Source organism: Pseudomonas sp. S10E 269 (genome assembly GCF_002798465.1).
GTDB lineage: Bacteria > Pseudomonadota > Gammaproteobacteria > Pseudomonadales > Pseudomonadaceae > Aquipseudomonas > Aquipseudomonas pergaminensis.
Genome location: NZ_PHIJ01000001.1, coordinates 382,730 through 408,519 on the forward strand (window position 1 = coordinate 382,730; position 25,790 = coordinate 408,519).

A 25,790-nucleotide genomic window follows, 5' to 3' on the forward strand; every position below is an offset into this window, starting at 1 on the left:
ACTCAGCGGTTACGCCGATCAATAAAACTCAAGGCCTGGTACAGCGCCTGCATTCGCGGCAGTTCGCAACCGGCAGCCTTGGCAGCTGCCAGTGGCCGGGCATAGATCGCCGCCAGTTCCAGCGGGCGTTTGTGCACATGGTCGTGGTACATGCTCGGCAGGTAGTCGTCCATGGTTTCGGTCATGGTAAACATCTGCTCGGCGTAGCTTTGGGGGATGTCATGACCACAAGCGTGCGCGCCCTGCACCACTTCGGCCATCAGCGCCTGGATCAGTCCGCGGCTGGACTCGTCCGCCATCATGGCCGTGGTGCCGGTGCCCAATAATACCGAGAGGCCATTGTAGGGCACGTTCCACACCAGTTTGTGCCAACGGGCCTGATGCACGTTGGCCATGGCCTGGGACTCGATGCCGGCCTGGTGAAACAGCGCGGCACCGGCTTCGACAATGGCCTTTTGAAGGGCTTCGTCATTGGCCGCCGTGCCACTGTGGTAACCCAGGTTGACCCGGCCCAACGCCTGATGCTCGATAACGCCGGGGGCCGAACGGTGCACGCCGATGTAGCACAGTCCACCGAGCAGGTGCAGCGACGCTGGCAGGTGTTCACGCAGGCTGTCTTCGACATCGAGGCCATTTTGCAGCAACACCACCTTGGCACCTGGCGCCGCCACCTGGGCGAGGGTCGGGGCCAGTTCGACGTTGCCGGTCGACTTGGTGCCCACCAGCAGCCAGTCGCACGGCGGCATATCGGCAGCACGGGCGTAAGCCTGCACCGGGTGCAGGTGCAACGGGCCATGCACCGTGCTGTTCAAGTGCAGGCCGTGCTCACTGACGGCCGCGTATTCACTGCGCAACAGGAAGTGCACATCGAAACCGGCGCGTGCCAGCATCAAGCCGTAGAAACCACCGATGGCACCGGTGCCGATAATGCCGATCCGTGGCGACTGGGGTGTAACTGCTGTCATGGCAAATCCTCAGGTGGACGGGTGAGTGCCTGTTTTACTGCATCAGAAATGTCGTCACGCGTAAGACGTGTCTGTATTTGCCCAAGGAATTGACCCTCGCACACCACGAACAGCGCCGGCAAATGAAAGATCTGGTAGCGTTCGACCGCCCCACCGTTATGCCCGGCGTCCACCCAACACACCCGGTCCACTGGCAACGGCCAACCCGGCAACTGCTGGCGCGCCCACCGGCAACTGGAACACCCATGGCTCGTAAACACAACGAGCGAAATACCTGGCAATCCCAGCAATTGCTGGTCAATATCCAGGTCGGTCAATTCCAGTTCCTTCACTATACTGCTGCCACCGCCGTCAATTGGACGGTGCTCGGAGTCCGTGTACATGGGTCGTTTTTTACCTCACCCTGATGATGTCGCTGTCGAGTTAATCCAACGCCCCTCTCCTGCTATCCCCCGCCAACGCCTGCACATCAGCGGCCTGGGCGGCATCGCCTGCCATTGGCCACGTGCCTGGCGCGAAGGCACTGCGGTTGATCTGCACATTCCTTCCCTGGGTGCCAGCGCGCGTTATCCTGGCTACGTGGCGTGGTGCCGCAAGGTGGAAACCGGCTACCGCGTCGGTATCTCGTTTACCGACGAACATGCCTTGTTCGGTGCACGCATGGGTGAGCAAGCATGCCGGATAGAGCGCTACTGCCGCCAGCACGAAGATGCCGAACCGACACCCCAGCAACTCGAAGCCCTGGCCCGCGAGTGGGTATCGCGCCATGCCAGCGAGTTCTCCCATGAGGCCTTTGTGGCGCCAGCGCTGGATTAAAGCGGGCTTTGCCCATTGTCGCGGGCCCGTGTTACGCGCTAAGGTTCCTCCCCCCTGCATTCAAATCATGCTGTGCTCCGCCGCACGGGGATGGCTGGCGGCCGGCACCCGTGACCCTGACGAGTAACACGATGGCTGATTTACCGATCAATGACCTAAACGTCGAATCCAACGAGACCCTGATCACGCCCGATCAGCTCAAGCGCGAAATCCCTCTGAGCGACGCTGCCCTGCAGACCGTCACCAAGGGCCGCGAAGTCATCCGTGACATTCTCGACGGCACCGACCACCGCCTGTTCGTCGTCATCGGGCCTTGCTCGATCCACGACCTCAAGGCTGCCCACGAGTACGCGGAGCGCCTGAAAGTGCTGGCGGCGGAAGTGTCCGACACCCTCTATCTGGTGATGCGCGTCTATTTCGAAAAACCGCGCACCACCGTCGGCTGGAAAGGCTTGATCAACGACCCGTACCTGGACGACTCGTTCAAGATCCAGGACGGCTTGCACATTGGTCGTCAGTTGTTGCTGGACCTGGCGGAGATGGGCCTGCCCACCGCCACCGAAGCCCTGGACCCGATCTCCCCGCAGTACCTGCAGGACCTGATCAGCTGGTCGGCCATCGGCGCACGCACCACCGAATCCCAGACCCACCGCGAAATGGCGTCCGGCCTGTCTTCGGCCGTGGGCTTCAAGAACGGCACCGATGGCGGCCTGACCGTGGCGATCAACGCGCTGCAGTCGGTGTCCAGCCCGCACCGTTTCCTGGGTATCAACCAAGAAGGTGGCGTGTCCATCGTCACCACCAAGGGCAACGCCTACGGTCACGTGGTGTTGCGCGGCGGCAATGGCAAGCCCAACTATGATTCGGTCAGCGTTGCCCTGTGCGAACAGGCGCTGAACAAGGCCAAGATCAAGCCGAACATCATGGTCGACTGCAGCCACGCCAACTCCAACAAGGACCCGGCCCTGCAGCCGCTGGTGATGGAAAACGTGGCCAACCAGATCCTGGAAGGCAACCAGTCGATCATCGGCCTGATGGTCGAGAGCCACCTGAATTGGGGTTGCCAGGCGATTCCAAAAGACCTGGCCGACTTGCAGTACGGCGTATCGATCACCGATGCCTGCATCGACTGGGCCGCCACCGAAAACACCCTGCGCAGCATGCATGCCAAGCTCAAGGACGTTCTGCCTAAACGCAAACGCACCTGACTTTAAACTGCGCACACAAAAACGCCGGGCTAAGCCCGGCGTTTTTCATGCTGTTGTTTACGGTTTACAGCTTCGCGGCATGGCGCTGGTGGCGCTCCATGTAGCGTTCGACGTAGGAGCAGGACGGGATCACCGTGTAGCCTGCCTCTTCGGCGAACTTCAAGGCTTCCTCGGTCAGTGCCGCCGCAATCCCCCGGCCCCGCAGTGCGTTGGGCACGAAGGTCCGATAGATATCCAGGGTCTGTTTGCCGAGGTCCATATAGGTCAGATAGGCACGATGACCGTCCACATTGGTCTCGAACTGATGACCAGCCTGGTCATGGTGGATGGACAACGCCTCGCTCATCACTACTCCTCGCGGGTCTTGGTTTCTGACCCCTACCTTACCGATGTTTTTCCGGCGAAGGAACATCTACGCCACCCCGTGCCGGTTTCGACAACGAGAAAACCCTGAGCGCTCACAACCAGCACGTAGGGAATAGTAGGCACCAATCCTGCAATTGCTCAAGGCGCACTCGTCATCCCCTGCCGCTGGTGGATATAGAAAGGGCTCCGATCAACCGATGATCGAAAGCCTGAACATTGCCGGCAGTTGAACCTTAAGACGAACAGGCGCTCTTAAAGTCACCTCTACATGCGTAAAAGATGCAGGACAACGCAAAGCCATGCTGAACGTAAGTGTCAGCATGGATATATAAATTTTCATCTGTTTACAGGGCTTAACACATGCGGGCCGGCCCTTTCAGCCTGGATCCAATTTTCGCCTGTATGAAAAAAATTGGACGGTTTTTATACAAACCTCCAAAAGATTAGCCAAAATAGATTCGACGCGAGAATTTTTTTTGCTTCTTGCGCTACGTCAGTTTACTTACTACAAGTAATGGGTAGTATGTACGCCGGCTATTGGCTCACTCTGGGCGAACTAGCCATCTAATAGAAAGTCCTTGAAGGGGAACACGATGAACAACGTTCTGAAATTCTCTGCACTGGCTCTGGCCGCAGTTCTGGCTACCGGTTGCAGCAGCGTCTCCAAAGAAACCGAAGCACGTCTGACTGCAACTGAAGACGCAGCAGCTCGCTCCCAGGCTCGTGCAGACGAAGCCTACCGTAAAGCTGATGAAGCTCTGGCTGCTGCTCAAAAAGCACAACAGACTGCTGACGAAGCTAACGAGCGCGCTCTGCGTATGCTTGAAAAAGCTAGCCGCAAGTAATAATCCTTCGGGGTTGTTATCAAGCCGATCCATTTATGGGTCGGCTTTTTTATTGCCTGGGGTTTGTGTCCGAATCGCGGGCAATAAAAAGCCCGCCGTAGCGGGCTGTTGATCAAACAGCGTTACTGCTGCAGATCGATCGGCGCACTGGCGGCCACCGAGGCTGCGCCAGGCACGCCGATTTCCGTCGGCAAGCCGTCTTCCGCCGCAACCACGTCACGCACCTGGTCCCAGTTCACGCGCAATTGGTTGGCCAAGTCTTCACGCTTGAGCAAAGCGTTGATGACGGCGGTGTGTTTGTCGACCACCGACGGGGTCCCGTCATCATTCAACGGCGTATGCGCTTCAAGGTAGACCTTGCCGCCACTGCGACCGAACTTGTAGGCATCGTTGATGATGCGCACCGACGTGCCCACCGGCACCATGCCGGCCATCTCCAGCACGTTGTTGTTGAACATGCGGAAACAGCCGTGGCTTGTACGCGTGCCGATACCAAATTTCATGTTCGAACCGTGGATCAGGTAACCCGGCGTGCCCAGGGTGAACTTGAACGGGCCCAATGGGTTGTCCGGGCCGGCTGGCACCACGTTGGGCAGTGGGTCACCATTGGCGGCGTGCTCGGCCTTGATCGAGGCTGGCGGTGTCCAGGTCGGGTTGGGCGTCTTGGCAATGATGCTGGTGTGGGCGATGGGCGACCCCCAGCCCTCACGACCGATCCCCAGCGGGAAGGTGTAGACCACGTTCTGGCCCTTGGGGAAGTAATAGAGCCGGTATTCCGCCAGGTTGATCACAATGCCTTCCCGAGGACCGGGTGGCAGGATGAAACGCGTCGGCAACACGATCTCAGTACCCGCGCCCGGCAACCAGGCATCCACGCCGGGGTTGGCCGCGACCATCTCCGAGTACCCCAGGTCATAGGTGGTGCCCAGGTCGGCGAAGGTGTCTTCGTACTTGGCCTTGATCACCTGGACCTGACCGACGATGTCTTCACCCGGTGGTGGCAAGGGCAACTGCAGGGCTGACGCAGAACCGGCCGCACAGAGTGCAGCAAGGGACAGGCAGCAGGTGACGACGGAAAGGCGCGACAACATCCGGAAAATCCTTCGCAGAACGACGGGTAGGTAAAAGACGATTGTATACGTGAAGCGCGCTTCTAGCTGCCCCCTACAGCTCGAAACGCAGCTCCGGCCAGATCGGCGGCGTGCCACGTTTCTGCGACTCCAGGATGGCCCGGCACAGCGGGCACAGGCGCTGGTCCTGGAAGATCGAACGATCAACCCGCGACCAACGCGGTTGCGCCGGCAATAGGGTGCCGCACAACGTGCGATCGATGGAGCCGCCCAGTTCCAGTTGACGCGCCACCAGATGCACCCGCACTTCCTGGCAGGCGAACAGATCCAGCTGCTCGTCCGGCTCGATCAGTTGGTAGTTAAACAGGGACCAGGCAGGACGCGACATCAGGGGCTCCAAATCGGGGGGGCGCCACCTTAGCCGAAAGCCTGCCGGTAGAAAAGCGTCATAGCAGCGGTTTTAGCGTCGGCCAGACATTTTCCAGCAACTTGCCCTGGGCGCCGACCGCCGGGTGAAGTTGATCGGCCTGCATCAGCTCCGGATGGCCACCCACGCCATCGAGAAAAAACGGCACCAGCGGGACGTTTTTTTCCTTGGCCAGCACACCATAGACTTCGGCAAATGCAGTGGTGTATCGCGGGCCATAATTGGGTGGCAACTGCATCCCCAACAACAACACCTTGGCCCCGCCGGCCTTGGACTGGTCAATCATCGACGCAAGATTTTGTTGCAATTGCGCAGGCGGCTGCCCGCGCAGGCCATCGTTACCGCCCAGCTCGATCACCACCACGTCCGGCTTATGCTCTGCAAGCGCCGCCGGCAGCCGCGCCAAGCCTCCGGCACTGGTGTCGCCACTGATGGAGGCATTGACCACTTTATCGTCGAAACCTTCCTGCTTGAGCCGTTGCTGCAGCAGGGCAACCCACCCTTTGCTGGTATCCAGGCCGAAACCGGCACTGATACTATCGCCAACGATCAGGACTGTACCCGCCGCTGCGTTCTGGGCCATGCACATCAAGGCCAGGCCAGCACTCAAAAACCACATTCGCATCGGATTCTCCATGGGCGCAAGCATTCTCACCGCGCGGAACCTTAGCAAAGTGGTTCCCAGCGCGGAAGGTGAACTGACTATCCTGCACGAACTGAGCCTGGAACTGAACAAGGGCGATAGCCTGGCTATCGTCGGCAGCTCCGGTTCCGGCAAATCCACCCTCCTGGGCCTGCTGGCCGGCCTCGACCTGCCCAGCAGCGGCGAAGTCACCCTCGCCGGGCAAGCCCTCAGCACCCTTGACGAAGACCAGCGCGCGCGCATTCGTGCCGAGCATGTGGGCTTCGTGTTCCAGTCGTTCCAACTGCTCGACAGCCTCAACGCGCTGGAAAACGTCATGCTGCCGCTGGAACTGGACGGCCGCAAAGACGCCCGTGAGCGCGCCCGGCACCTGCTGGAACGCGTAGGCCTGGGCCAACGCCTCACCCACTCGCCACGCCAACTCTCTGGTGGCGAGCAGCAACGGGTGGCGATTGCCCGCGCCTTTGCCGCAGAACCGGACGTGCTGTTTGCCGATGAACCCACCGGCAACCTCGACAGCCACACCGGCGAGCGCATCAGCGACCTGCTGTTCGAACTCAACAAAGAAAGCGGCACGACCCTGGTGCTGGTCACCCACGACGAGCGCCTGGCCCACCGTTGCCGACGCCTGATCCGCCTTGAAGCCGGCCTGATGGTCGCGCCCCTGGAGCCTTGATGGCACGTTTGCCGCTGTTGCGCCTGTTCAGTCTTGCCATGCGCCAATTGCTGCGCGATGCCCGCGCCGGCGAATTGCGCGTACTGTTCTTTGCCCTGTTGGTGGCTGTGGCCGCCAGTACTGCCATCGGCTACTTCGGTGCGCGCCTCAACGGCGCGATGCTGTTGCGCGCGACCGAGTTCCTCGGCGCCGACCTGGTACTCGAGGGCAGCTCGCCCGCTCGCCCCGAACAAATCCAGTCGGGCACCGAGCTGGGCCTGGATCACGCCCGGGTGGTGGAATTTTCCAGCGTCATTGCCACCGATAACGGCATCCAGCTGTCCAGCATCAAGGCCGTCAACGAGCAGTACCCTCTGCGCGGTGAACTGAAAAGCGCTGCCGCGCCTTTTGGCGATGAAACCGCCGGTGGCGGCCCGAAACCCGGTGAAGCCTGGGTGGAAGCCCGACTGCTGACCGCGCTGGACCTGAAAGTCGGCGACAGCATCGACGTAGGCATGAAGACGCTGCGCCTGGCCCGCGTGCTGACCTACGAGCCGGATCGCGCGGGTAATTTCTACAGCCTCACGCCCAGGGTGATGATCAACCTGGCAGACCTGGACGCCACCGGTGTGGTGCAGCCCGGCAGCCGCGTCAGTTACCGCGAGTTGTGGCGCGGGCCGCAGGGCAGCACCGTGTTGCAGACCTATCGCGACCTGGTCAAACCGGGGCTCGCCGCCAACCAGCGGTTGCAGGATTCACGGGACGGCAACCAGCAGATCGGCGGCGCCCTGGGTAAGGCCGAGCGTTACCTGAACATGGCCAGCCTAGTCGCGGTACTGCTGGCCGGTGTGGCCGTGGCGCTGTCGGCCAACCGCTTCGCCACCCGACGTTTCGATGCCAGCGCATTGCTGCGTTGCCTGGGCTTGTCACGGCGTGAAGCCATGTTGTTGTTCAGCCTGCAACTGAGCGTCCTGGGGCTGCTGGCGAGCCTGACCGGCGCCGTGCTTGGCTGGCTGGCGCAGTTTGGCCTGTTCTATTTCCTCCACGACCTGCTGCCGGCGGATGTTCCTCCCGGCGGGCTGCTACCGGCAATTGCCGGGATCGGCACCGGGCTGGTCGCCCTCGCCGGTTTCGCCCTGCCGCCGCTGGCGGCACTGGGGCGCGTGCCACCGCTGCGGGTGCTGCGCCGCGACCTGCTGCCGATCCCTTCCAGCACCTGGATGGTCTATGGCGCAGCATTGTTCGCACTGGGCCTGATCATGTGGCGCCTGAGCCTCGACCTGGTGCTGACCTTCGCCCTGCTCGGCGGCGGCGTGGTCGCCGCGCTGGTACTCGGCGGCTTGCTCCTGCTGTTGTTGCAAAGCCTGCGTCGCCTGCTGGCTCGCGCGTCCCTGCCCTGGCGTCTGGGCCTGGGCCAACTGTTGCGTCACCCGCTGGCAGCGGCCGGCCAATCCCTGGCATTTGGCTTGATCCTGCTGTCCATGGGCTTGATCGCCCTGCTGCGGGGTGAGTTGCTCGACACTTGGCAAAACCAGTTGCCCAAGGATGCGCCCAACTATTTCGCCTTGAATATCCTGCCTGCCGACAAGGATGCCTTTGGCGCCCGCCTGCTGGAACTGCAAGCGCAATCCGCACCGCTGTATCCGGTAGTGCCGGGGCGTTTGATCAGTATCAACGGTGAACCCGTACAGGAAATTGTCAGCAAGGATTCCAGCGGTGATCGTGCGGTGCAACGCGACCTGAGCCTGACCTGGGCCGCCGATCTGCCGCCGGGCAACGCCCTGACCGCGGGCTCGTGGTGGTCACAACAACCCACCGATGAAATCCCTGGCGTCTCTGTCGAAGCCAAGGTGGCGCAAAGCCTCAAGCTCAAGCTCAACGACCACCTGGTGTTCACGGTGGGCGGTGAAAACCGTGAAGCGCGGGTGACCAGCCTGCGGACCATCAACTGGGATAACTTCCAGCCCAACTTCTTCATGATTTTCCAGCCGGGCACCTTGAAGGACCTGCCGGCCACCTACCTGACCAGCTTCTACCTGGCACCTGGGCATGACCAGCAGATCGTCGACCTGTCCCGGGCGTTCCCGGCGGTGACCATCCTGCAGGTCGAGGCGCTGTTGGAGCAGTTGCGCAGCATCCTCGCCCAGGTGACCCTGGCGGTGGAATATGTGCTGCTGTTTGTGCTGGCGGCAGGGATGGCGGTGCTGTTCTCCGGCCTGCAAGCCACCCTGGATGAACGCATTCGCCAAGGGGCACTGCTGCGTGCACTGGGCGCCGAACGCAAGTTGCTGGTCAAGGCCAGGCGTATCGAGTTCGGCTTGCTGGGTGCGGTCAGTGGCCTGCTCGCGGCGTTGGGCACGGAGCTTGTGACCTTCGTGCTGTACCGTTACGCGTTCGACCTGGCCTGGCACCCTCACCCATGGCTGTTGCTGCTGCCGGTGATCGGCGCCGTGCTGATCGGCGGTGCCGGTGTGTTCGGCACCCGCCGCGCACTGAATGCCAGCCCCCTGACGGTATTGCGCGAAGGGTAAAACGCGATGGGCCCGCATTCCTCACAGAATGCGGGCCCATTTTGCTCACTTCACATATTCGATCCCGGTGATCCACCAGCACACTTCACCACTCGGGGTCTGCACCATGGCTTCGTCGTCCACTTCCTTGCGCAACAATGCACGGGCCATGGGGGAATCGATGGAGATGTAGTCCATCCGGTCATAAATCTCGTCATAACCGACAATACGAAAACGCTTGGTTTCGCCCTGCTCGTTCTCGATATCCACCCAGGCGCCGAAAAACACCTTGCCCTCCTGCTCGGGCATGTACTCCACCACACGCATATCCTCCAGGCGCTTGCGCAGGTAACGCACGCGACGGTCGATCTCACGCAGCAGTTTCTTGTTGTACTGGTAATCGGCGTTTTCGCTGCGATCCCCCAGCGAGGCAGCCCAGGTCACTTTGCGCGTGGTGTCCGGGCGCTTTTCACGCCACAGGTAATCCAGCTCCTTCTTTAGCGCTTCATGGCCTTCTTTGGTAATCAGCTTGGTACTCAAACGCTCGCATCCCCAGGCAATATCCATAATTGCCGATACGCCCGGGTTTAACACCCGAGCCTCGACTGGCTGGCGTTGATCATAAATGAACCCGTGAAAGTAGCCAGACCAGTCTAGCTGTCCAGTGATTGATCCAACTCAATCAGCATGCCTCGCAGGTTCTGCCGCAAGCCCGACATCTTCGACATCATCGCCTTGAGGGCTTCGCTTCTCTGGCTGACCGCAAGCGACTGATCATGCAATTGAGCGGTGCGTTGCTCCAGCGCTCGAGCTTTTTCATCCAGTTGGCTTTGTTCCTGTTGCAGTCGCGCCTGCCACTGCTCAAGCGCTGTCTCCCGCTCGGTTGCAGCGAGTTTCTGCTGGGTCAGCTCCTGTGCGACGCGGGCAAGGTTGGTCAACGTGCTGTCGACTTCGAACAATGTACTGTGGTCAGTAGATGCCGGGGGGTTCAACTGCGCCGGCGTACTCGGCTCAGTCGAGACAGTGGGCATGGCCTGAACCGCGATGACCGGCGGTGCGAAGGGTTCCTGTCGGGGCTCTTCAACGGGATCTTCCTGTACAGGCAACCGAGGCAGCTCGGCTGGGCCTGGCTCTTTCGGTGGGGCGACCATTTGCGACGAAAAACGAATGGACGGCACGATCACTGAGGCGCTTTCGATCGCCGGCAGCGTCGGCGCGGACATGCCCAGCGTGATCACTTTCATGACCAGCGCTTTCTTGATAATTACCGAATGATGTTCCTCAGGCCGCGCAGGCGGCAACTTGCAGCCCTTTAAATCGATAAAATGATAGGCCACTTGGGTTTCGGTAACGCCTCCCGCTTTAACGCCCGAAGCAGCCACTGTCAGTATTTGTTTGAAAACATGTAAGGCCGTCTGCAGATCGTCCCTGGACTCAACCCCTCCAAGAAAGTAGCGGTCGGCTTTCTTACGCAGGGCAGCGATATAGACCCTGGAACTTCCCGGCTCTACTTCTTCATCCAGGCTGTAGACAAGAAAGTTTGAGGCAGCCTGACCTACAGCAAAACCACAGAGCAATGCGCCGTTAACCGGAGCATCCTGACCGTCGCGTTCAAGAACAAGAGTACGTAGCAACATCATGGCAATCAGGCCTCATCGTGCAGGACAGAAAGTTTATATAAACAGCCCAATAAATATTCAGGAATTTGACATTCAAAAACACAACACATTGTTTCAGTGACCCACGTGCCGCACACGTAGGACTTCTCTTATAAATGTTGATCGACGTTCCCAAAAACGACCATTACCCGTACCCTTTTTTAAATTCCCTTACGTCATGCCAAACTTATTCGGTAAAAAAATGATCGAAATAAGCAATCTGACAAAACACGCGGGCAACTCGGTCATCCTCAGCGACTTTTCTTTCAGCGCCAACCAACAAGAATGCCTGGGACTGTTTGGGCAAGACGCTACTGTCAAAACAACACTACTCGATGTCATAGCGGGTTCGACACCGCCCTCCAGCGGCGTAATAAGCATCCAGGGTTTCAACATGCAAACCCACCCATTGAAAGCAAAGCAACTTATCGGCTATCAACTTGCCAACGATCCCGGTCACCCAACTATGTCCGTCAAGACATTCCTCGGGTTCATCGCCGCCCTACGCGGCTTCCACGGCGCCGATAAACGCACGCGGTTGGAGCATGCTGTAGCACGACTGGAGTTGTTTGCGGTGCTCGATGCCCCCCTCGACACCCTCTCCATCGACTGGAAACGTAAAGTCGCAATTGCCCAGGCCATTCTGCATGGGCCCGCACTATTACTGCTGGATGAACCCACGGACGGACTCTCGCCTGAGCAAAAACCTGCGTTCAAGGCACTTATCCAAGCATTGACGCAGGAAATGACGGTAATCGTCGCCTCTCGTCATTGCGATGAGTTATCCGATTTGTGCACGCGTGCACTGGTCATTGCAGGCGGTCGGCTGGTGGCCGATACCGCCCTGCCCGACCTGCAGCGCGACTCACGACACTTCCAGGCAGTCACCCTCACCGCAGAGAGCCCGCTGGATTTGCTGGCTCTGGCCGTGCTGCCAGGAGTGGCAGGCATTGAAGAGCATCGGCATGCGCCCGGTACGGTGACTGTCCTCGCCATGCCCGGGCACACCATTTATCCCCATATCAACACGCTGATTGCCAGTCGCCGCTGGAAAATCAACTCCCTGAACCTGGAACCGGGTCGCCTGAATGATGTGGTCCACCATCTTAGCCAGGAGGCGTCCGCTTGAAACTGTTGCCGATCGTTCTGATACGCCAGCTCGCCAGTTACGCCCGCACACCCAGTACCTACTTAAACATTGCAATTTTCTTGATGCTGTCAGTGGCCTTGGGGCTGTACACAAGCCCCTGGCTGGAAAAAAACAACAGTGACCTGCACGTATTTTTCCAGTTCCACCCCTGGCTATACTTGCTACTGATCCCCGCCCTGGCGACGCAATTATGGTCCGATGAAGCCAATAAAGGGTTTCTGGGTCTGATGAAAACCCTGCCCGTTACAGCATTTGATTGGGTTGTCGGAAAATTCCTCGCTGCCTGGTTCGTTGCAAGCACTGCCTTGCTGATGACATTGCCGCTCGTGGTCATTGCGAACTATCTGGGTGAAGCAGACAACACTGTCATCGCCTCGCAATTTCTAGCGAGCTGGTTGTTGGCGGGCAGTTACTTGTCGGTCGGCTGCTTTATTTGCGTAATCGCTCATCAACGCACCGTCATTTTCCTACTGACGCTGGGGTTATTGCTGATTGCCAGTGGACTTTCTTCTTTATTGGATGCCCTTGAACACCAAGCCCCTATAGGGCTGCTAGACACGCTAGCCTCACTTAGTCCTGCGTTGCGATTCAACAGTATCGACGATGGAAAGCTCACCCTTCGCGACACGCTTTACTTTATTAGCATGATCTTCGCCTTTCTCTCTGCGACGACAGTCACGCTCAACTACAAACACAGCTGAGAAGGGAGTTCTTAATGCGGCCCACTCTGCGCACCGGCATGACACTCATCGTAATACTGTTGACGTTCCTGGCTTTCAATTTGGTGTGGACCGCTAAACTTCCTAATGTACGGTGGGATGTTTCCGAGCAAAAAATTCATACTTTATCGCCAGCCGCTCAAAAACTGCTCTCATCCCTGGAAAGCCCGGTGGACTTGTACTACTTCAATTCAAATAACCACCCGAAAAGAAGCTATGCCGAAAAGCGCTATGGCAAACGCATCGAGGACCTGCTCAGAGAGTGCGAAGACGCGGCCGCAGGCATGATCAACCTGCACCTTATCGAGCCAACCCCTTTCTCGGAAGACGCGTACAAAGCCAAGCTATCGGGCCTAGATGACAGCACAGGGTTCATCGGGCTCATCGGCACTCGTGCTGGTCACGGGGTACGCCGTATCGGGTCCTTCAGGCTCGAACAAGCGCCCCTGCTCGAGTACGAAATCGGCCATCTGCTCCATAAATTGCAGTCCCCAGCGAAGCCGACTGTCGCGCTGCTGTCAGGGTTGGCGATAAACGAATCCGCGGGGCGACTGATGCAGGAACTGCAGCGAGAGTTCGAACTGGTCACTCTCGAATCGACTGCCACGCAGGTCCCCGAACACGTAAAAGCGTTGATGGTTGTGCACCCACGCCTGTTATCGGAACGAACGCTGTATGGGATTGAACAATTTGTACTGAAGGGGGGTAAGTTGATGATGTTTCTCGATCCCTTGAGCGAGCAACGCGCAAACGCCCCCCCTGCCAATACGCGACTGGACGAGTTGCTGGCAGCCTGGGGTATTCAGATGCCGGCGGACAAGCTGCTGGTCGATTACCTCTACACGCCTTGGGATACAGCGAGCGCCCCCAATCGAGCCAGGTTGAACCTGCCCCGACAGGCGATGACCACGAACGACATCAGCACCTGGAACCTCAACACGGTGACGGTATCGAGCAGTGGTGCCCTCCTGCAGCTTAATAAAAGTCGCACAGCCTTCACCCCTTTGCTGCAAAGTTCTGAGCAATCCTTGCTGCTGGATGCCAACCACCTGCCACCCACCACCACGCTGGACACCTTGATAGATGCAGCTTCGAAACAGGAGCACCGTCATGTCATCGCCGCGCGCATCGAAGGACCGAGCCATTCGGTGTTTCCCGACGGCATCAAGGGACAGCCGCCCGGTTTGCAGGACGCAGCGCACATTCACGTGGTGGTCGTTGCAGACACGGACATGCTCACGGACAAGATCAGTACCTCGGCGCCTGACGGCAACGCGCTGTTCGTCCTGAACACATTGGACAACCTCTCCGCGCCAGACACACTCGCCGCTGTTCGCCCTCGCGTCCCCCCGCAAAAGTCTCCGACACTTCTGGAGGGTATGCGCGAAGCCGCGAAAAAGGCCTATCGCCTGAACGCCAGCGAACTGGAGCGACGCCTGCATCGGACGGAGCAGGAATGGCTACGGTTGAGTCCATGGGAAACAACCCTCGGCACCCAGTCCGTGGACACCACCACGCAACTACAGGCACTCAACAAGGAACGCCTGCGCCTGCCCATGGAGCTGCATGCTTTGCAGCGCGAAGCTTATGGCCAAGTGCGAAGCCTGGAATGGGCCATCAAGCTGACCATGATCTTTGCGATACCGCTGACGTTATGCCTGATCGCCTTGATGGTCTTTCTGGGCCATCGTCGACGTCAGCTGCGCGCGGCCAGCGCAGCTCACTGACTGCTCAACGACGGGCGATGAGCCCTTGGCGGGCAATGCGGGTCAGATGGCGGATGACCTCATCCGCATCGCTGGCGCTGGGGGCCTGGATCACCGCGAGATCAAAACTGTTGCTGGCAAACCGCGCGAGGGAATCGCCATCTTCCACAAATTGGATCAGGAATGCCGAGGGTCGGCCCGTACGACGCGGCCAGCCATCCAGGTAACGCAACAGCGTCGGCTGGTGCTTGCCGCCAAGAAGGATTTTCGGATTGCGTTGCGTGAGGTCCGCGGTGATCGGGGCCAGGCGTATCAGGGGGCGTAGTGCATTCATCGTGTCGTGTCTCTGCCTCAAAAGTCTGCGGGCAGGTGAGAGGCAACACCGAACCAGCGCTTTAGCGGAATTTCGAAGCATGGAGCATGCTTCTGTCGGGACCGATAACGATCACCCATGGCGCCCCGCAATTAGCTGTTTAAATCGGCGCATGAGCGGCATCCTAGAGAAGCCGGTGGGGCGGTGTCAAGAATCCCGAGCAACGAAAAGGCCCGCGCATGGCGGGCCTGTTCAGGGTGTTGCTGAAGGATCAGTGGGCGATGGCGCGGTCAGCGGAGAGTTTGCCAGCACCTTCGAACAATACCGCGAGGGAGCCGCCGAGCAAGGCCAGGGCGAACTCATAACCGTTGTTGGCCATGAACAAACCGTTATGGATGTGCACCGAGAATATCGCCACCAGCGACAGAATGGTCAGGCCCAATGCCGCAGGGCGAGCCAGCAAGCCAATGATCAGCGCCAGGCCGGCGAAGAACTCGGTACCGCCCGACAGCAGCGCCATCAGGGTACCCGGCGCCAGGCCGATGCTTTCCATCCACTGGGCAGTACCCGCCAAGCCGTAGCCGCCAAACCAGCCGAACAGCTTTTGCGAACCGTGGGCGGCAAAGATGATGCCGACTACGATGCGCAGAATGGTCAGGCCGTAGCCGGCGCGGGTAGACAGGATGCTTTTGATCAGTGGGCTCATGGTGATAATCCTTTTCAAAGTAGGGGTTGGTTGGCCGCTATATTAATCAGTTTAAGCAATGATAAAAGCCGAAAAAATGCCTGATTAATATCGATATAATCGATTACTTCCGTGAGGCGACTTTCGGCGCTGGCGGCTCCAGGGACTCCCGTTCCCGGTCGAACGCCAAGTAGTACTTATTGACGCTATTAACATAGCTGACGCCGCCCATCCCTACTTGCTCCATGGCAATGCGTTCAACCTGGAAGAACCACTGATTGGGGTTGAGCCCCCGGCGCTTGGCTTCGGTACGCATCCCCTGCACCCGTTCCGGTCCCATGTTGTAAGCCGCCAGCACAAAGGCCATGCGCTCGCGTTCGTTAAGCTTGGGGCTGGCGAAAAACTTGCGGCGGATCATCGCCAGGTAACGCGCACCGGCCTGCACATTACTGTCGAGATTCTCGATATTGTTGACCCCTACTCGCTGCGCCGCCGAGGGCGTGATCTGCATCAGGCCGGTCGGCCCACCGCTGTTGCGTGCGCCGGGGTCCAGCGCCGATTCCTTGAAGGCCAGGGCGGCCAGGTTGAGCCAATCCATGCCCTGTTCGCGGGCATGCTTTTGCAAGACCGGACGCAGTTTCTCCAGGCGCTGGCGGTCGACGCGGGCCAGTGGATTGCGCACTTGATAGAGGCGACGGTAGATGCGCTGGAACGCCACATCCTGGTCGGAAGGCGTTCGATAGGTCTTGAGGAATCGGTCAATGCTCGCCCGCAGCATCGACGCGTCCTGGCGCACAAACCAGTACTCGTCGCCCGGTTCGCTAATCGCCACTTGCTTGTCGAAGCGCAACTTGGGCAGGATTTTCGACCAGCGTTCGGCAATCGGTTTCTCGACAATAGTCAGGTGGAAAATGCCCGCCTGGACCATCTCCAGCACGTCTTCCACGGCCAGGGTCGGGTCCACCCACTCCACTTTGATGGGGGGCTGTTTGTGCAGGGCCAGCTTCTGGTTGACCTGGCTGATGGCATCCGCCGCCGCACTGCCGGTGGTCAGCGCCAGGGTACGGCCCGACAGCTGCTCCAACTTGGTAAAACGTCGTTCGCCCTTCACCCCCACCAACCACAACGGTACATCGCTGGCAATCGGGTCGCTGGTGCTGATCTTGTGCACGGCCTTCACATCGAGCAGTTCACCCGGCGCCACCAGGTCGCCTTCGCCACGGGCCAAAGCGCCGAGCAACTGGTCCTTGGCTTTGGGAATGATCTTGAGGTTGATTTCCTGGCCATCACGGGCATGACCATTAAGGTACTGCTCGAAGGCGCGCAGGCGATGGTATTCGACACCGATGGCCTGGCCTTGCACCTCACCGGAGCTGTTACGGCTCTGGTTGACCAGTACGCGCAGGGTACGGCTGGAGCGAATTTCTGCCAGATCGCGGACCTTGCCAGGCTTGGTCACTTCCAGCGGCCCGTCCAGACGCGCAACCGCCGCCATGGGCAGCAGCAACGTCAGGCACAACATAAGCAACGCCGAGGGTCGGATCATCCGCTCTCCGGAAAAGAATACTGTCCAACGCGCTCGCGAAAAACGAGGCGGTGGGTGTCAGAAACAGAGCGCTTTATGCGCTGGCAAGGCGCGCAACGGTGGCAGGGTGGAGGGCGTCTGGCCGACCACAATGTCACTTGCGACGTTCAAAGACAGCTATAACTCGTTGTAGTTCTTAGTTTTTCTTATAAATCTACAGCTCTGATATGCTTTCCGGCCGCAGGCGGAGATAGCACCATGCAACTCATTGATATCGGCGTCAACCTGACCAACCCCAGTTTCGACGAGAAGCACCAGGCCGTACTCGAGCGCGCCTACGCCGCCGGCGTGCAGCAATTGGTGCTCACCGGCACCAGTGTCGAGGGCAGCGAACAGGCCCTGGAGTTGTGCGCAAAACTGGATGAAAGCGGCCAGCGCCTGTTCAGCACCGCCGGCATCCACCCCCATTCCGCCAGCGACTGGAATAGCGACAGCACCCAGCGTTTGCGCGCTTTATTCAATGAAACCCGTGTACGCGCAGTGGGTGAATGCGGGCTGGATTTCAACCGGGACTTTTCACCGCGCCCACAGCAGGAAAAAGTCCTGGAACAGCACCTGGCCCTGGCCGTCGAGCTGAAATTGCCGGTGTTTCTCCACGAACGCGACGCCAACCAGCGCCTGCTGGACATCCTCAAGGACTACCGCGACCACCTCACGGCCGCTGTGGTGCATTGCTTCACCGGCGAACAAGCGGCGCTGTTCAGCTACCTCGACCTCGACTTGCACATCGGCATTACCGGCTGGATCTGCGACGAACGCCGTGGGACTCACCTACATCCGCTCGTCAGGGAAATTCCCCGTGGTCGCCTGATGTTGGAAAGCGATGCGCCCTACCTGCTGCCGCGGACCCTGCGTCCCAAGCCAAAAAATGGCCGCAACGAGCCTGCGTATCTGCCGGAAGTGCTGCGCGAAGTCGCCCTGCATCGCAACGAGAGCTTGGAAGACCTGGCCCATCACAGCACCGCCTGCGCTCGGCGCTTTTTTGGCTTGCCCGACGTGGAGTAATGCGGTGCATTGACCCATGTCAAAACCGTTTTCCGGGATAGCGGCACAATAATGGCACCTTGCCAATGCTGTTTCCGCTATCAGAGAAAACCTTCCATGGGTGCCTGGCTTAGCAATATCTCGCTGAAGTACAAATTCTGGGCCGTCAACGCGGTCGCCTTCATTACCACCCTGCTGCTGGTGCTCTACGCCGTGCAGCTCGAACAACAGGCCCGCAGCGATGCCTCCCGGGCCTCGGCGCAGGCCCAGGCGCACCTGCTCGGCGCCTGGCCAGCCGGCGAAGCACTGCCCAAGGGCGAACACTGGCTGACATTCAAGCGCGGGCAAGTCCCACAACTGGCGGGTCAGGATCTGTCAGCCCTGGGCAGCACACTCGGCTGGGTCGACATCAATCACATGCCATTGTTCGGCGAGAACCCGTTGATGGGGGCCGAAGTCAACGCGCGTCCAGACGGCCAATATGTCGCCGTGCTCGCCTATGCGCCCAGCCTGACCCAGGTATTCGGCGAGCGCTTCGCCAACTACGCGGTGGCGGTATTGATCCTGATGCTGGCGATGCTCGGCGCCTCGCAATTGCTGATCCGCTTCCTGCTCAGCCAACTCAATACCCTCAAGGACGTGATGCTGCACGTGGAAAAAACCGGCGACCTGTCAGCCCGCGTCCCCTTGGCGTGCAAGGATGAAGTCGGCCAGATGGCCAGCGCCTTCAACGCGATGCAAGCGGGCTACCAGCGCGTGGTCAACACCGTGGCACGCACCGCCAGGCAGCTCGATGAAGGCGCGGCGCGGCTGGCCAGCAGCATGAACGAAGTGCAGCACGGCATGCTCGGCCAGCAGAGCGAAACCGACCAGGCGGCCACCGCCATCAACGAGATGACCGCCACCGTCTACCACATCGCCCAACACGCCGGCGCCACTCGGGATCTGTCCCAGACCGCCGACACCCTCGCCGGCAGCGGTCGGGAAGTGGTCAGCCGCGTCCAGCGCTCCATTGCCGGCCTGTCCACCGGTGTGCAACAAACGGCCGAGATGATCCAGAAACTCGCCGAGGACAGCCAGAAAATCAACGGCGTGGTCAGCGTGATCCACAGCATCGCCGAGCAGACCAACCTGCTTGCCCTCAACGCCGCCATCGAAGCCGCCCGCGCCGGGGAAATGGGCCGGGGGTTCGCCGTCGTCGCCGACGAAGTGCGCAACCTGGCCAAGCGCGTGCAAAGCTCCACTGACGAAATCACCCGCATGGTCTCGGCGCTGCAAGCCGGTACCCGCGACGCGGTGGACTTCATGCAGGAAAGCTCATTCAAGGCTGACGACTGCGTGCAGCAAGCCCAGGAAGCCGGCGCCGCACTTGCCGAAATCACTGGCGCCGTGGCGCAGATGCGCGAGAGTAACACCCAGATCGCCGTCGCCGCCGAACAGCAAAGCCACGTCGCCGAAGAAATGAACCGCGCGGTCGTGAGCATTCGCGATGTCACCGAGAACACCGTGCAACAGACCGTGGACTCCGCGACGACCAGCAATGAACTGGCAACGCTGGCCGGGGAACTGAGCAAGGCGATTGGGCAGTTGAAGCTGTAGGACTGTTCAACCTGTAATCCACCTCCTACAACAAAGCCTCGGTAAACCCGAGGTTTTGGCGAAGCTTCCTACCCATCCCAACGAATAAAGCCGACTTCTTTCCCCTACCAACCTCTCCAAAGTCTCTCGCCTGATCAATCAGCGCGAGGGACCGCCGATGCACCTCTCACTCAGTGCCCCACTCAAGGGGCCCGCCTCATGATGCCGGCTATCGCCAAGTTCGTCCTGTCGCCCATGAATGGCAACAAGCCGGACGTCGACAGCGTGTTTCACGACTTCCGACATTGCCTGAATACTTTTGACGAGTGGGCCGAGCACTTCTGGAGTGGTTCGGCACTGGAAGTGGAGCAGGTGTTCAAGGTCGGGGAAGAGGTTTCCCTCGTCGCTGCCGCATCGTCCAAAAAACCCAGTCGCGCGGTTGTCACCTGCAAGGCTCAGGGCTCGTTAACCCTGGTGCACATGTTCGAGAGCACGCGGTTTGTGCCCATTGGCAATACACCGGTGATGCTGCAGGCCATTGCTGTGGACGGCAGCCACATGGGCCCGCCCATCCATCGAACGATTGGCCCCAGCGGCATTCTTGAAATCAAAGACTGCCCCCGCGATCAACGTTATCAGATCACCTTCTACCCCAATGTCTCCAAGGATCATGTCAAGGCGCTATATGCGTCTTATCAGTCGGTCATCGTGGGGCTGGAAGTCGGCCTACGTGATGAGTGGAAGAAGACTTTCAAGCCGCAATGGAGCGACTTCGCCAACGCTACGCCGTTCGAGCGCAGCGCGATGCAAGGCCTGGCGCTTTCAAACGGGATTGCCAAGGCGCTCTACAACCTTTGGGACAACTTCACCCAACTGTACGAGCTGTTGGCGGATATCAACGCTAATAGCCAGAAGTTGTTGCATTACCTCTCGCAGGCCGAGCTCAACGAACTGCTGAAACTGGGCAAAGACACCATCGCCCAGGGTCTGCTTGTGCTCAGCGATGAGCCGCTGCTGTTTATCTATCTGTCGGCCATGGTCGCCTGGATACGCATGCTGCCGCCGCCGCAGATGTATGAATTGCTGGGCGAGCTTACCGGCGAGGTGCTGATCAACCTATTCCTAGTCTGGGCGACGCGGGGCATGGGGGTTCAGGTTCGCCTGGGTATGCAGGTGTTGGGGACCATCAAGTCTGGCCAGGCACGCAAATGGCTGGAGAGGCTGGCCGATCACCTGGTCGGACCTCGGTTGGAAGCGCATGTCGAAGCGGCCAAACCGTTGTTGCTGGGGAGCGCGGGGACACCGATCAAGGTGATTCCGGATGCGCCGTTGAAGGCTGGGGATCAGTTGGTTTCCAACCCGGTGCCGATGGTTCGGGACAAGGCCACGCAACGGACGGTGTTAGTGCGGCAAGAGTCTGTGGATGACGTGCCCGCTGTTGCGAAGAACCCGGCTGGGGATGCGGCCGCCTCTTCTGATAAGACCGCCACTAACGGCTGCCCGGTGTCGATGGTCACGGGCGAAGAACTGCTGACCCTCACCGACGGTGCACTGGACGGGATTTTGCCGTTTGAGTGGACCCGGTTGTACCGCACCAGTGCGGTGGAAATGGATTGCGGGTTGGGGTTTGGCTGGAGTCACTCGCTGGCCCATCGGCTGAGTGGTTCCGGTGATTCGGTGGTGTGGACCGATCATGAAAATCGCTCGACCACCCTGCCCTTGCCCACGGTTTCCCGCCCCGCAATCACCAATAGCCTGGCTGAAGCGGCGATCTATCTCGGGTCGTTGCCCGATGAACTGGTGCTGGCTCAGGCGTCACGTTTCTACCACTTTCGCGACGGTGTGCTGACGGCGATCAGCGACGCGTATGACAACCGGCTGCGTATTGCCCGGGATTTTCTGGGGCGCATTGAACGGCTGGATAACGGCGTGGGGCGCTCGCTGTTGTTGCGCTACGCATCGGGCCGGATTGTGGCGGTGGACTACCAAATTCAACGCATCGTGGACGAGGGTCCGTATGTTTGGGTGACGGAACAGACGGTTGTTTCCTACGCCTATGACGACCTTGGCCGACTGATTTCAGCGACTAACGCTGTCGGTGAAAGCGAGGTTTATCGGTACGACGATCAGCACGTCATTCTTGAACGCGGCTTGGCCGGTGGGGCGAGTTTCTACTGGGAGTGGGAACGGGCTGGCAAGGCGGCGCGGTGTGTCCGGCACTGGGCGAGTTTCTCGCAGATGGACACGCGGTATGCCTGGGACGACAACGGGCAGGTCACGGTGTTTAACGCCGATGGCAGCCAGGAAGTCTACGTGCATGACCAGCGCGCACGGCTGGTGCAGCGGGTGGATCCGGACGGGGCCGAGCACTTCAAGTCCTACGATGCCAACGGGCGGCTGACGGTTGAGCAGGATCCGCTGGGCGCGATCACGGCGTATCAGTACGACGAAGCTGGGCGCTTGGTGGCGTTGTTTCCGGGGGATGACGAGCCGACGACCTACGAACATGACAACGGGTTCGTACGGGTTGTAAGGCGGGGTCAGGCGGTTTGGAAGTATGAGCGCAATGACCAGGGCGATGTCATTCGCAAGGTCGATCCTGACGGTCATGTGACTGACTACAGCTACAACAAATACGGGCAGCTGGTTGGGGTTTGGTACCCGGATCATAGCTGTCAGCGGCTGGTGTGGAATGAGCGTGGGCAGTTGCTTGAGGAGCAGTTGCCGGATGGTGGGATCAAGCGTTATCGCTATGACGATCTTGGGCGAAAAATCTCCCAAGAAGATGAGCACGGGGCGCTCACACAATTTGAGTGGAACGACGTTGGGCGATTAGTCCAAATCGTCTTGCCGAGCGGTGATACGCGTAAATATACCTACAACGCGTACGGAAAAATCACCTCCGAGCGCGATGAACTGGGGCACGTTACTCGTTACGAATATGCGGACGGCCTGCACCTGATCAGCCGACGTATCAATGCTGATGGCAGCCAGGTCAAATACCGTTACGACAATGTGCGGTTATTGCTGACCGAGATCGAAAATGAGGTGGGCGAAACCTACCGACTCCAGTACCACAGCAACGGCCTGATCCAGCAGGAAATCGGGTTTGATGGTCAGCGCACCACTTACGTTTACGACTTCAAGGGCAGCCTGCAAGAAAAGACCGAACACGGCGATGACGGCAGTCAGCTGGTTACCCGCTACGAGCGCGACCATGCCGGTCGACTCGTAAGAAAAACCCTACCTGATGGCAACAAGGTTGATTACGCCTACGACCGCCAGGGCAACCTCCTAAGCGTCGAAGATGGCCATTGGACCCAGGCCTACGAATACGACGCTCAAAACCGCCTCACCGCCGAACACCAAGGCTGGGGCACCCTGCGCTACGGCTACGACGCCTGCGGCAACCTTCGAAACCTACGCCTGCCGGACAACAACCGCCTCACGTTCAATCACGACAAAGGCGGTCACCTCGCCACCGTCGAACTGAACGGTGAAATCCTTACATCTCATCTCTACAAAGCTGGCCAGGAACAGCAACGCCAACAAGGCCAACTGCTCAGCCACTACCAACACGACCACCAGGGACGCCTGTTCAACCAGAGCATCAACGACGCCGAAGGCCCGCTATACCGCCGCCACTACGACTACGACAAATCCGGCAACCTCACTCGCCTGCTCGACACCCGCAAAGGCGATCACCGCTACCACTACGACCCACTAAGCCGCCTCACCCGCGCCGACCACACCCAAGACGAGCAAGAACGCTTCGGCCACGACCCCGCTGGCAACCTGCTCATGCAAAACCGCCCCGGCCCCGACATCGTCGCCGGCAACCGCCTGATGATCCAGGGCGACCACCACTACGACTACGACGCCTTCGGCAACCTGATCCGCGAACGACGCGGCAAAGGCCATCAACTCGTCACCGAATACCGTTACGACTGCCAGCATCGGCTGATCGGCGTTAAGACGCCCAATGGCCAGACCGCTAGCTATCGCTACGACCCATTTGGCCGCCGCATCAGCAAAACCGTTGATGACATAACGACCGAGTTCTTCTGGCAGGGCGACAAACTCATCGCCGAGCACCACGCGAACCGCCACCGCAGCTACCTCTACGAACCGGACAGCTTCCGCCCGCTGGCCTTATTGGAAGGCTTCGGCCCAAAGGAAACCAAGCCCTACCACTACCAACTTGACCACCTGGGCACCCCACAGGAACTCACCGCCCCGGATGGCGAAATCGTCTGGTCCGCGCACTACCGCGCCTACGGCGAAATCACCCGTCTCGACATAGGAAAAGTCGACAACCCGCTGCGCTTCCAGGGACAGTATTTCGATCAAGAAAGCGGACTGCATTACAACCGCCATCGCTACTACAATCCGGATGTTGGTCGCTACCTCACGCCAGACCCGGTGAAATTAGCGGGTGGGATCAACGCGTATCAGTACGTGCCCAACCCTACGGGTTGGGTGGATCCGCTAGGGCTGAGCAGGTGTCCGGGGGAGGATGGATGTAAACCCACAAATCGCCCAGAAAATCCGGCGGAAAACGTCAAAGTCAGGGAGGGTGACGTTGAGCTCCCCAGAGGCTTTGATACCAAACTATCTAGAAATGGCGCGTTCAAGAGAGCAAAAGCAATAGCCGAAATTCCAAAGACCCAACATCCAAAGCTAGTAAGCAGAGTTAAGATTACTGATCAGGAGCGGTACATGGAGGGGAGAGTGTATACATTCGAATTAAAAAAACGCCAAATAGAAATTAGGGAACACTCATTGGGTCATGAAAAAGGTAACCTTGGTCCGCACTTCAACACCGAGATTAGAATTGACGAACAATCAATACCGTTAAAAAACGACGTAGATAATCACTCATACTTTAAGAAATAAAAATGAAAACAGTATTCATCAGACAAATAGGAATCCATCCCTGGGATCAAATTAATCCTAGCAACGATGAGACCTATATAACGATAACGCTGCTACATCAAGATTATGCGGGGGTATGGAAAACCTGGTGTGAGTTCAGCTCTTCGATTACAAAAAGATGGCCAAAAATTGTACGGTGGCATACCCATCTATCACCTTGCTACAGTAAGAGCGAAGAATACATTTTACAAAAAACATTTACTAAAAAATCAAATCCAGGAGACATCTTACGAAAAAACGCCCATACAAACATCTACTCACGAATAACTAATTTAGGTCGCGATCCATTTCGAATAGATCCTGATAGCATGGCAGGCTACCGCACATCTGTAACACTTATGCTAAATACTAACAGTAGCCTTGAACACCTATGGCACAACCTGAGCACACTCACGAACATTTCAAAAACTGACGACTTCAAACTGATTCTATCAGATGAGAGCTCTTTTTCTTTCCGATTCTATGATGCAGAAACACATGGTGTTGCCCAGCTAATTTGCCACGCAGAACACTTAGCATTTTTGGAAAAAATAATCAAAGAAATGAATTTGGAAGAAATTCAGCAGGAAGGTGTCTACGAATATATCCACAGGTAATGGATTCAAAAGCGTGACACTCACGTTGTTCACTTCACCTGTACGCTCTCTCAGAAAAGCAGAAAGTTAGGCCGCACAGGTTCGTGCCCGAACAGCTCGGTGGCATAAGGCTGCCAAATCAAATAAATAGACCTAAACACGGCTTTAAAAAATTTAAAAAAATTACCTTGAAGCGATGGCATTGAGCACGACACAAAAAAGTGCACATATCGATGCATGGACTCATAGAAAAAAAAACGGAACACACTATATATTTAAAGGCACGAAAAAACCGTGTTCCAGCCAACTGAAAGGTTCGTAAAAACGAGCTATCCTGATATCGAAACAATCAATGAAATTACTTTCAAATACAATCAAACCACTCACTAAAAGTGTT

The 25,790-nt window shown here is 58.5% G+C and carries 23 protein-coding genes; 12 read left to right on the forward strand and 11 right to left on the reverse strand.

From position 1 onward, the window contains the following. Positions 1-2 precede the first annotated feature (2 nt). Positions 3-965: a putative 2-dehydropantoate 2-reductase gene (locus CWC48_RS01880; protein ID WP_100491217.1), complete on the reverse strand. Its 963-nt coding sequence runs from the start codon at positions 963-965 to the stop codon at positions 3-5. Beyond that, positions 962-1,348: a thioredoxin gene (locus tag CWC48_RS01885; RefSeq protein ID WP_100491218.1), complete on the reverse strand. Its 387-nt coding sequence runs from the start codon at positions 1,346-1,348 to the stop codon at positions 962-964. Before CWC48_RS01885 ends, CWC48_RS01880 begins: the two co-directional genes overlap by 4 nt. Between CWC48_RS01885 and CWC48_RS01890 the strand changes: the two genes are divergently transcribed. Both CWC48_RS01890 and CWC48_RS01895 read left to right on the forward strand, forming a co-directional pair. After that, entirely contained in the window at positions 1,347-1,781 is a 435-nt protein-coding gene (locus tag CWC48_RS01890; protein WP_078047547.1) for a PilZ domain-containing protein, read from the forward strand. The genes CWC48_RS01885 and CWC48_RS01890 overlap by 2 nt on opposite strands. Positions 1,782-1,912: 131 nt before the next feature. After that, positions 1,913-2,989, forward strand: coding sequence for a 3-deoxy-7-phosphoheptulonate synthase (locus CWC48_RS01895; protein WP_016975370.1), 1,077 nt, complete (start codon positions 1,913-1,915; stop codon positions 2,987-2,989). 64 nt (positions 2,990-3,053) lie between these two features. Here CWC48_RS01895 and CWC48_RS01900 read toward each other — a convergent pair whose 3' ends face one another. Continuing rightward, entirely contained in the window at positions 3,054-3,335 is a 282-nt protein-coding gene (locus tag CWC48_RS01900; protein WP_003189869.1) for a GNAT family N-acetyltransferase, read from the reverse strand. A 613-nt stretch (positions 3,336-3,948) separates the two neighbouring features. Between CWC48_RS01900 and oprI the strand changes: the two genes are divergently transcribed. Beyond that, complete coding sequence (gene oprI, locus CWC48_RS01905) at positions 3,949-4,200, forward strand: outer membrane lipoprotei OprI (RefSeq protein WP_003172710.1); 252 nt, start codon at positions 3,949-3,951, stop codon at positions 4,198-4,200. 122 nt (positions 4,201-4,322) lie between these two features. Here oprI and CWC48_RS01910 read toward each other — a convergent pair whose 3' ends face one another. The 3 genes from CWC48_RS01910 to CWC48_RS01920 form a co-directional block, all read right to left on the reverse strand. Further along, positions 4,323-5,291 carry a L,D-transpeptidase family protein gene (locus tag CWC48_RS01910; RefSeq protein ID WP_078047546.1) on the reverse strand — a complete coding sequence of 323 codons (969 nt, stop codon included), beginning with the start codon at positions 5,289-5,291 and terminating at the stop codon, positions 4,323-4,325. Positions 5,292-5,364: 73 nt separating this feature from the next. Next, entirely contained in the window at positions 5,365-5,658 is a 294-nt protein-coding gene (locus CWC48_RS01915; RefSeq protein WP_010211879.1) for a hypothetical protein, read from the reverse strand. A 58-nt stretch (positions 5,659-5,716) separates the two neighbouring features. Continuing rightward, positions 5,717-6,322, reverse strand: a complete 606-nt coding sequence (locus CWC48_RS01920; RefSeq protein WP_016975368.1) for an arylesterase — start codon at positions 6,320-6,322, stop codon at positions 5,717-5,719. Between the two features lie 10 nt (positions 6,323-6,332). Between CWC48_RS01920 and CWC48_RS01925 the strand changes: the two genes are divergently transcribed. Beyond that, positions 6,333-7,016: an ABC transporter ATP-binding protein gene (locus CWC48_RS01925; RefSeq protein ID WP_005786391.1), complete on the forward strand. Its 684-nt coding sequence runs from the start codon at positions 6,333-6,335 to the stop codon at positions 7,014-7,016. Further along, a complete protein-coding gene (locus CWC48_RS01930) occupies positions 7,016-9,526 on the forward strand; it encodes an ABC transporter permease (protein WP_099492391.1) in 2,511 nt (836 codons plus the stop codon). The genes CWC48_RS01925 and CWC48_RS01930 overlap by 1 nt, the downstream gene beginning before the upstream one ends. Positions 9,527-9,571: 45 nt before the next feature. On the opposite strand, the gene greB is transcribed toward CWC48_RS01930, so the two are convergent. Next, positions 9,572-10,045, reverse strand: coding sequence for a transcription elongation factor GreB (gene greB / locus CWC48_RS01935; protein ID WP_078047544.1), 474 nt, complete (start codon positions 10,043-10,045; stop codon positions 9,572-9,574). Between the two features lie 113 nt (positions 10,046-10,158). Continuing rightward, positions 10,159-11,145 carry a hypothetical protein gene (locus CWC48_RS01940; RefSeq protein WP_100491219.1) on the reverse strand — a complete coding sequence of 329 codons (987 nt, stop codon included), beginning with the start codon at positions 11,143-11,145 and terminating at the stop codon, positions 10,159-10,161. Between the two features lie 220 nt (positions 11,146-11,365). On the opposite strand from CWC48_RS01940, the gene CWC48_RS01945 reads away from it, so the two are divergent. Genes CWC48_RS01945 through CWC48_RS01955 form a run of 3 tightly spaced genes read left to right on the forward strand, consistent with a single transcriptional unit; the run spans position 11,366 to position 14,759 of the window. After that, the gene (locus CWC48_RS01945; RefSeq protein WP_100491220.1) at positions 11,366-12,292 is read left to right on the forward strand and encodes an ABC transporter ATP-binding protein; all 927 of its coding nucleotides are present in this window, start codon (positions 11,366-11,368) and stop codon (positions 12,290-12,292) included. After that, positions 12,289-13,014, forward strand: a complete 726-nt coding sequence (locus CWC48_RS01950; RefSeq protein ID WP_100491221.1) for an ABC transporter permease — start codon at positions 12,289-12,291, stop codon at positions 13,012-13,014. The genes CWC48_RS01945 and CWC48_RS01950 overlap by 4 nt, the downstream gene beginning before the upstream one ends. A 14-nt stretch (positions 13,015-13,028) precedes the next feature. Next, positions 13,029-14,759, forward strand: coding sequence for a Gldg family protein (locus CWC48_RS01955; RefSeq protein ID WP_100491222.1), 1,731 nt, complete (start codon positions 13,029-13,031; stop codon positions 14,757-14,759). Positions 14,760-14,763: 4 nt separating this feature from the next. On the opposite strand, the gene CWC48_RS01960 is transcribed toward CWC48_RS01955, so the two are convergent. The 3 genes from CWC48_RS01960 to CWC48_RS01970 form a co-directional block, all read right to left on the reverse strand. After that, positions 14,764-15,072 (reverse strand): hypothetical protein, encoded by a 309-nt coding sequence (locus CWC48_RS01960; protein WP_025859183.1) that lies wholly within the window; start codon positions 15,070-15,072, stop codon positions 14,764-14,766. A 250-nt stretch (positions 15,073-15,322) separates the two neighbouring features. Further along, positions 15,323-15,757, reverse strand: a complete 435-nt coding sequence (locus CWC48_RS01965; protein WP_078047539.1) for a DoxX family protein — start codon at positions 15,755-15,757, stop codon at positions 15,323-15,325. A 103-nt stretch (positions 15,758-15,860) separates the two neighbouring features. Next, positions 15,861-17,282 carry a transglycosylase SLT domain-containing protein gene (locus tag CWC48_RS01970; RefSeq protein WP_100491223.1) on the reverse strand — a complete coding sequence of 474 codons (1,422 nt, stop codon included), beginning with the start codon at positions 17,280-17,282 and terminating at the stop codon, positions 15,861-15,863. Between the two features lie 237 nt (positions 17,283-17,519). Between CWC48_RS01970 and CWC48_RS01975 the strand changes: the two genes are divergently transcribed. From CWC48_RS01975 to CWC48_RS30095, 4 genes are all read left to right on the forward strand, one after another. Beyond that, positions 17,520-18,326: a TatD family hydrolase gene (locus CWC48_RS01975; RefSeq protein ID WP_100491224.1), complete on the forward strand. Its 807-nt coding sequence runs from the start codon at positions 17,520-17,522 to the stop codon at positions 18,324-18,326. Between the two features lie 96 nt (positions 18,327-18,422). Next, positions 18,423-19,904, forward strand: a complete 1,482-nt coding sequence (locus tag CWC48_RS01980; protein WP_100491225.1) for a methyl-accepting chemotaxis protein — start codon at positions 18,423-18,425, stop codon at positions 19,902-19,904. Between the two features lie 198 nt (positions 19,905-20,102). After that, on the forward strand, positions 20,103-24,779 hold the full coding sequence (locus tag CWC48_RS01985) for an RHS repeat-associated core domain-containing protein (protein WP_100491226.1): 4,677 nt from the start codon (positions 20,103-20,105) through the stop codon (positions 24,777-24,779). A gap of 2 nt (positions 24,780-24,781) precedes the next feature. Then, positions 24,782-25,414 carry a hypothetical protein gene (locus CWC48_RS30095; RefSeq protein ID WP_157806793.1) on the forward strand — a complete coding sequence of 211 codons (633 nt, stop codon included), beginning with the start codon at positions 24,782-24,784 and terminating at the stop codon, positions 25,412-25,414. Positions 25,415-25,790: the final 376 nt, after the last annotated feature.

What these genes read in the sequence shown, in the direction of transcription:
- CWC48_RS01975 (WP_100491224.1), top strand. Translation starts at nt 17,520, where the DNA reads ATGCAACTCATTGATATCGGCGTCAACCTGACCAACCCCAGTTTCGAC.
- CWC48_RS01880 (WP_100491217.1), bottom strand. Translation starts at nt 965, where the DNA reads ATGACAGCAGTTACACCCCAGTCGCCACGGATCGGCATTATCGGCACC.
- CWC48_RS01980 (WP_100491225.1), top strand. Translation starts at nt 18,423, where the DNA reads ATGGGTGCCTGGCTTAGCAATATCTCGCTGAAGTACAAATTCTGGGCC.
- CWC48_RS01965 (WP_078047539.1), bottom strand. Translation starts at nt 15,757, where the DNA reads ATGAGCCCACTGATCAAAAGCATCCTGTCTACCCGCGCCGGCTACGGC.
- CWC48_RS01970 (WP_100491223.1), bottom strand. Translation starts at nt 17,282, where the DNA reads ATGATCCGACCCTCGGCGTTGCTTATGTTGTGCCTGACGTTGCTGCTG.
- CWC48_RS01890 (WP_078047547.1), top strand. Translation starts at nt 1,347, where the DNA reads ATGGGTCGTTTTTTACCTCACCCTGATGATGTCGCTGTCGAGTTAATC.
- CWC48_RS01985 (WP_100491226.1), top strand. Translation starts at nt 20,103, where the DNA reads ATGATGCCGGCTATCGCCAAGTTCGTCCTGTCGCCCATGAATGGCAAC.
- CWC48_RS01955 (WP_100491222.1), top strand. Translation starts at nt 13,029, where the DNA reads ATGCGGCCCACTCTGCGCACCGGCATGACACTCATCGTAATACTGTTG.
- CWC48_RS01940 (WP_100491219.1), bottom strand. Translation starts at nt 11,145, where the DNA reads ATGATGTTGCTACGTACTCTTGTTCTTGAACGCGACGGTCAGGATGCT.
- CWC48_RS01885 (WP_100491218.1), bottom strand. Translation starts at nt 1,348, where the DNA reads ATGTACACGGACTCCGAGCACCGTCCAATTGACGGCGGTGGCAGCAGT.
- CWC48_RS01915 (WP_010211879.1), bottom strand. Translation starts at nt 5,658, where the DNA reads ATGTCGCGTCCTGCCTGGTCCCTGTTTAACTACCAACTGATCGAGCCG.
- oprI (WP_003172710.1), top strand. Translation starts at nt 3,949, where the DNA reads ATGAACAACGTTCTGAAATTCTCTGCACTGGCTCTGGCCGCAGTTCTG.
- CWC48_RS01920 (WP_016975368.1), bottom strand. Translation starts at nt 6,322, where the DNA reads ATGCGAATGTGGTTTTTGAGTGCTGGCCTGGCCTTGATGTGCATGGCC.
- CWC48_RS01945 (WP_100491220.1), top strand. Translation starts at nt 11,366, where the DNA reads ATGATCGAAATAAGCAATCTGACAAAACACGCGGGCAACTCGGTCATC.
- CWC48_RS01960 (WP_025859183.1), bottom strand. Translation starts at nt 15,072, where the DNA reads ATGAATGCACTACGCCCCCTGATACGCCTGGCCCCGATCACCGCGGAC.
- CWC48_RS01910 (WP_078047546.1), bottom strand. Translation starts at nt 5,291, where the DNA reads ATGTTGTCGCGCCTTTCCGTCGTCACCTGCTGCCTGTCCCTTGCTGCA.
- CWC48_RS30095 (WP_157806793.1), top strand. Translation starts at nt 24,782, where the DNA reads ATGAAAACAGTATTCATCAGACAAATAGGAATCCATCCCTGGGATCAA.
- CWC48_RS01930 (WP_099492391.1), top strand. Translation starts at nt 7,016, where the DNA reads ATGGCACGTTTGCCGCTGTTGCGCCTGTTCAGTCTTGCCATGCGCCAA.
- CWC48_RS01925 (WP_005786391.1), top strand. Translation starts at nt 6,333, where the DNA reads ATGGGCGCAAGCATTCTCACCGCGCGGAACCTTAGCAAAGTGGTTCCC.
- CWC48_RS01895 (WP_016975370.1), top strand. Translation starts at nt 1,913, where the DNA reads ATGGCTGATTTACCGATCAATGACCTAAACGTCGAATCCAACGAGACC.
- CWC48_RS01900 (WP_003189869.1), bottom strand. Translation starts at nt 3,335, where the DNA reads ATGAGCGAGGCGTTGTCCATCCACCATGACCAGGCTGGTCATCAGTTC.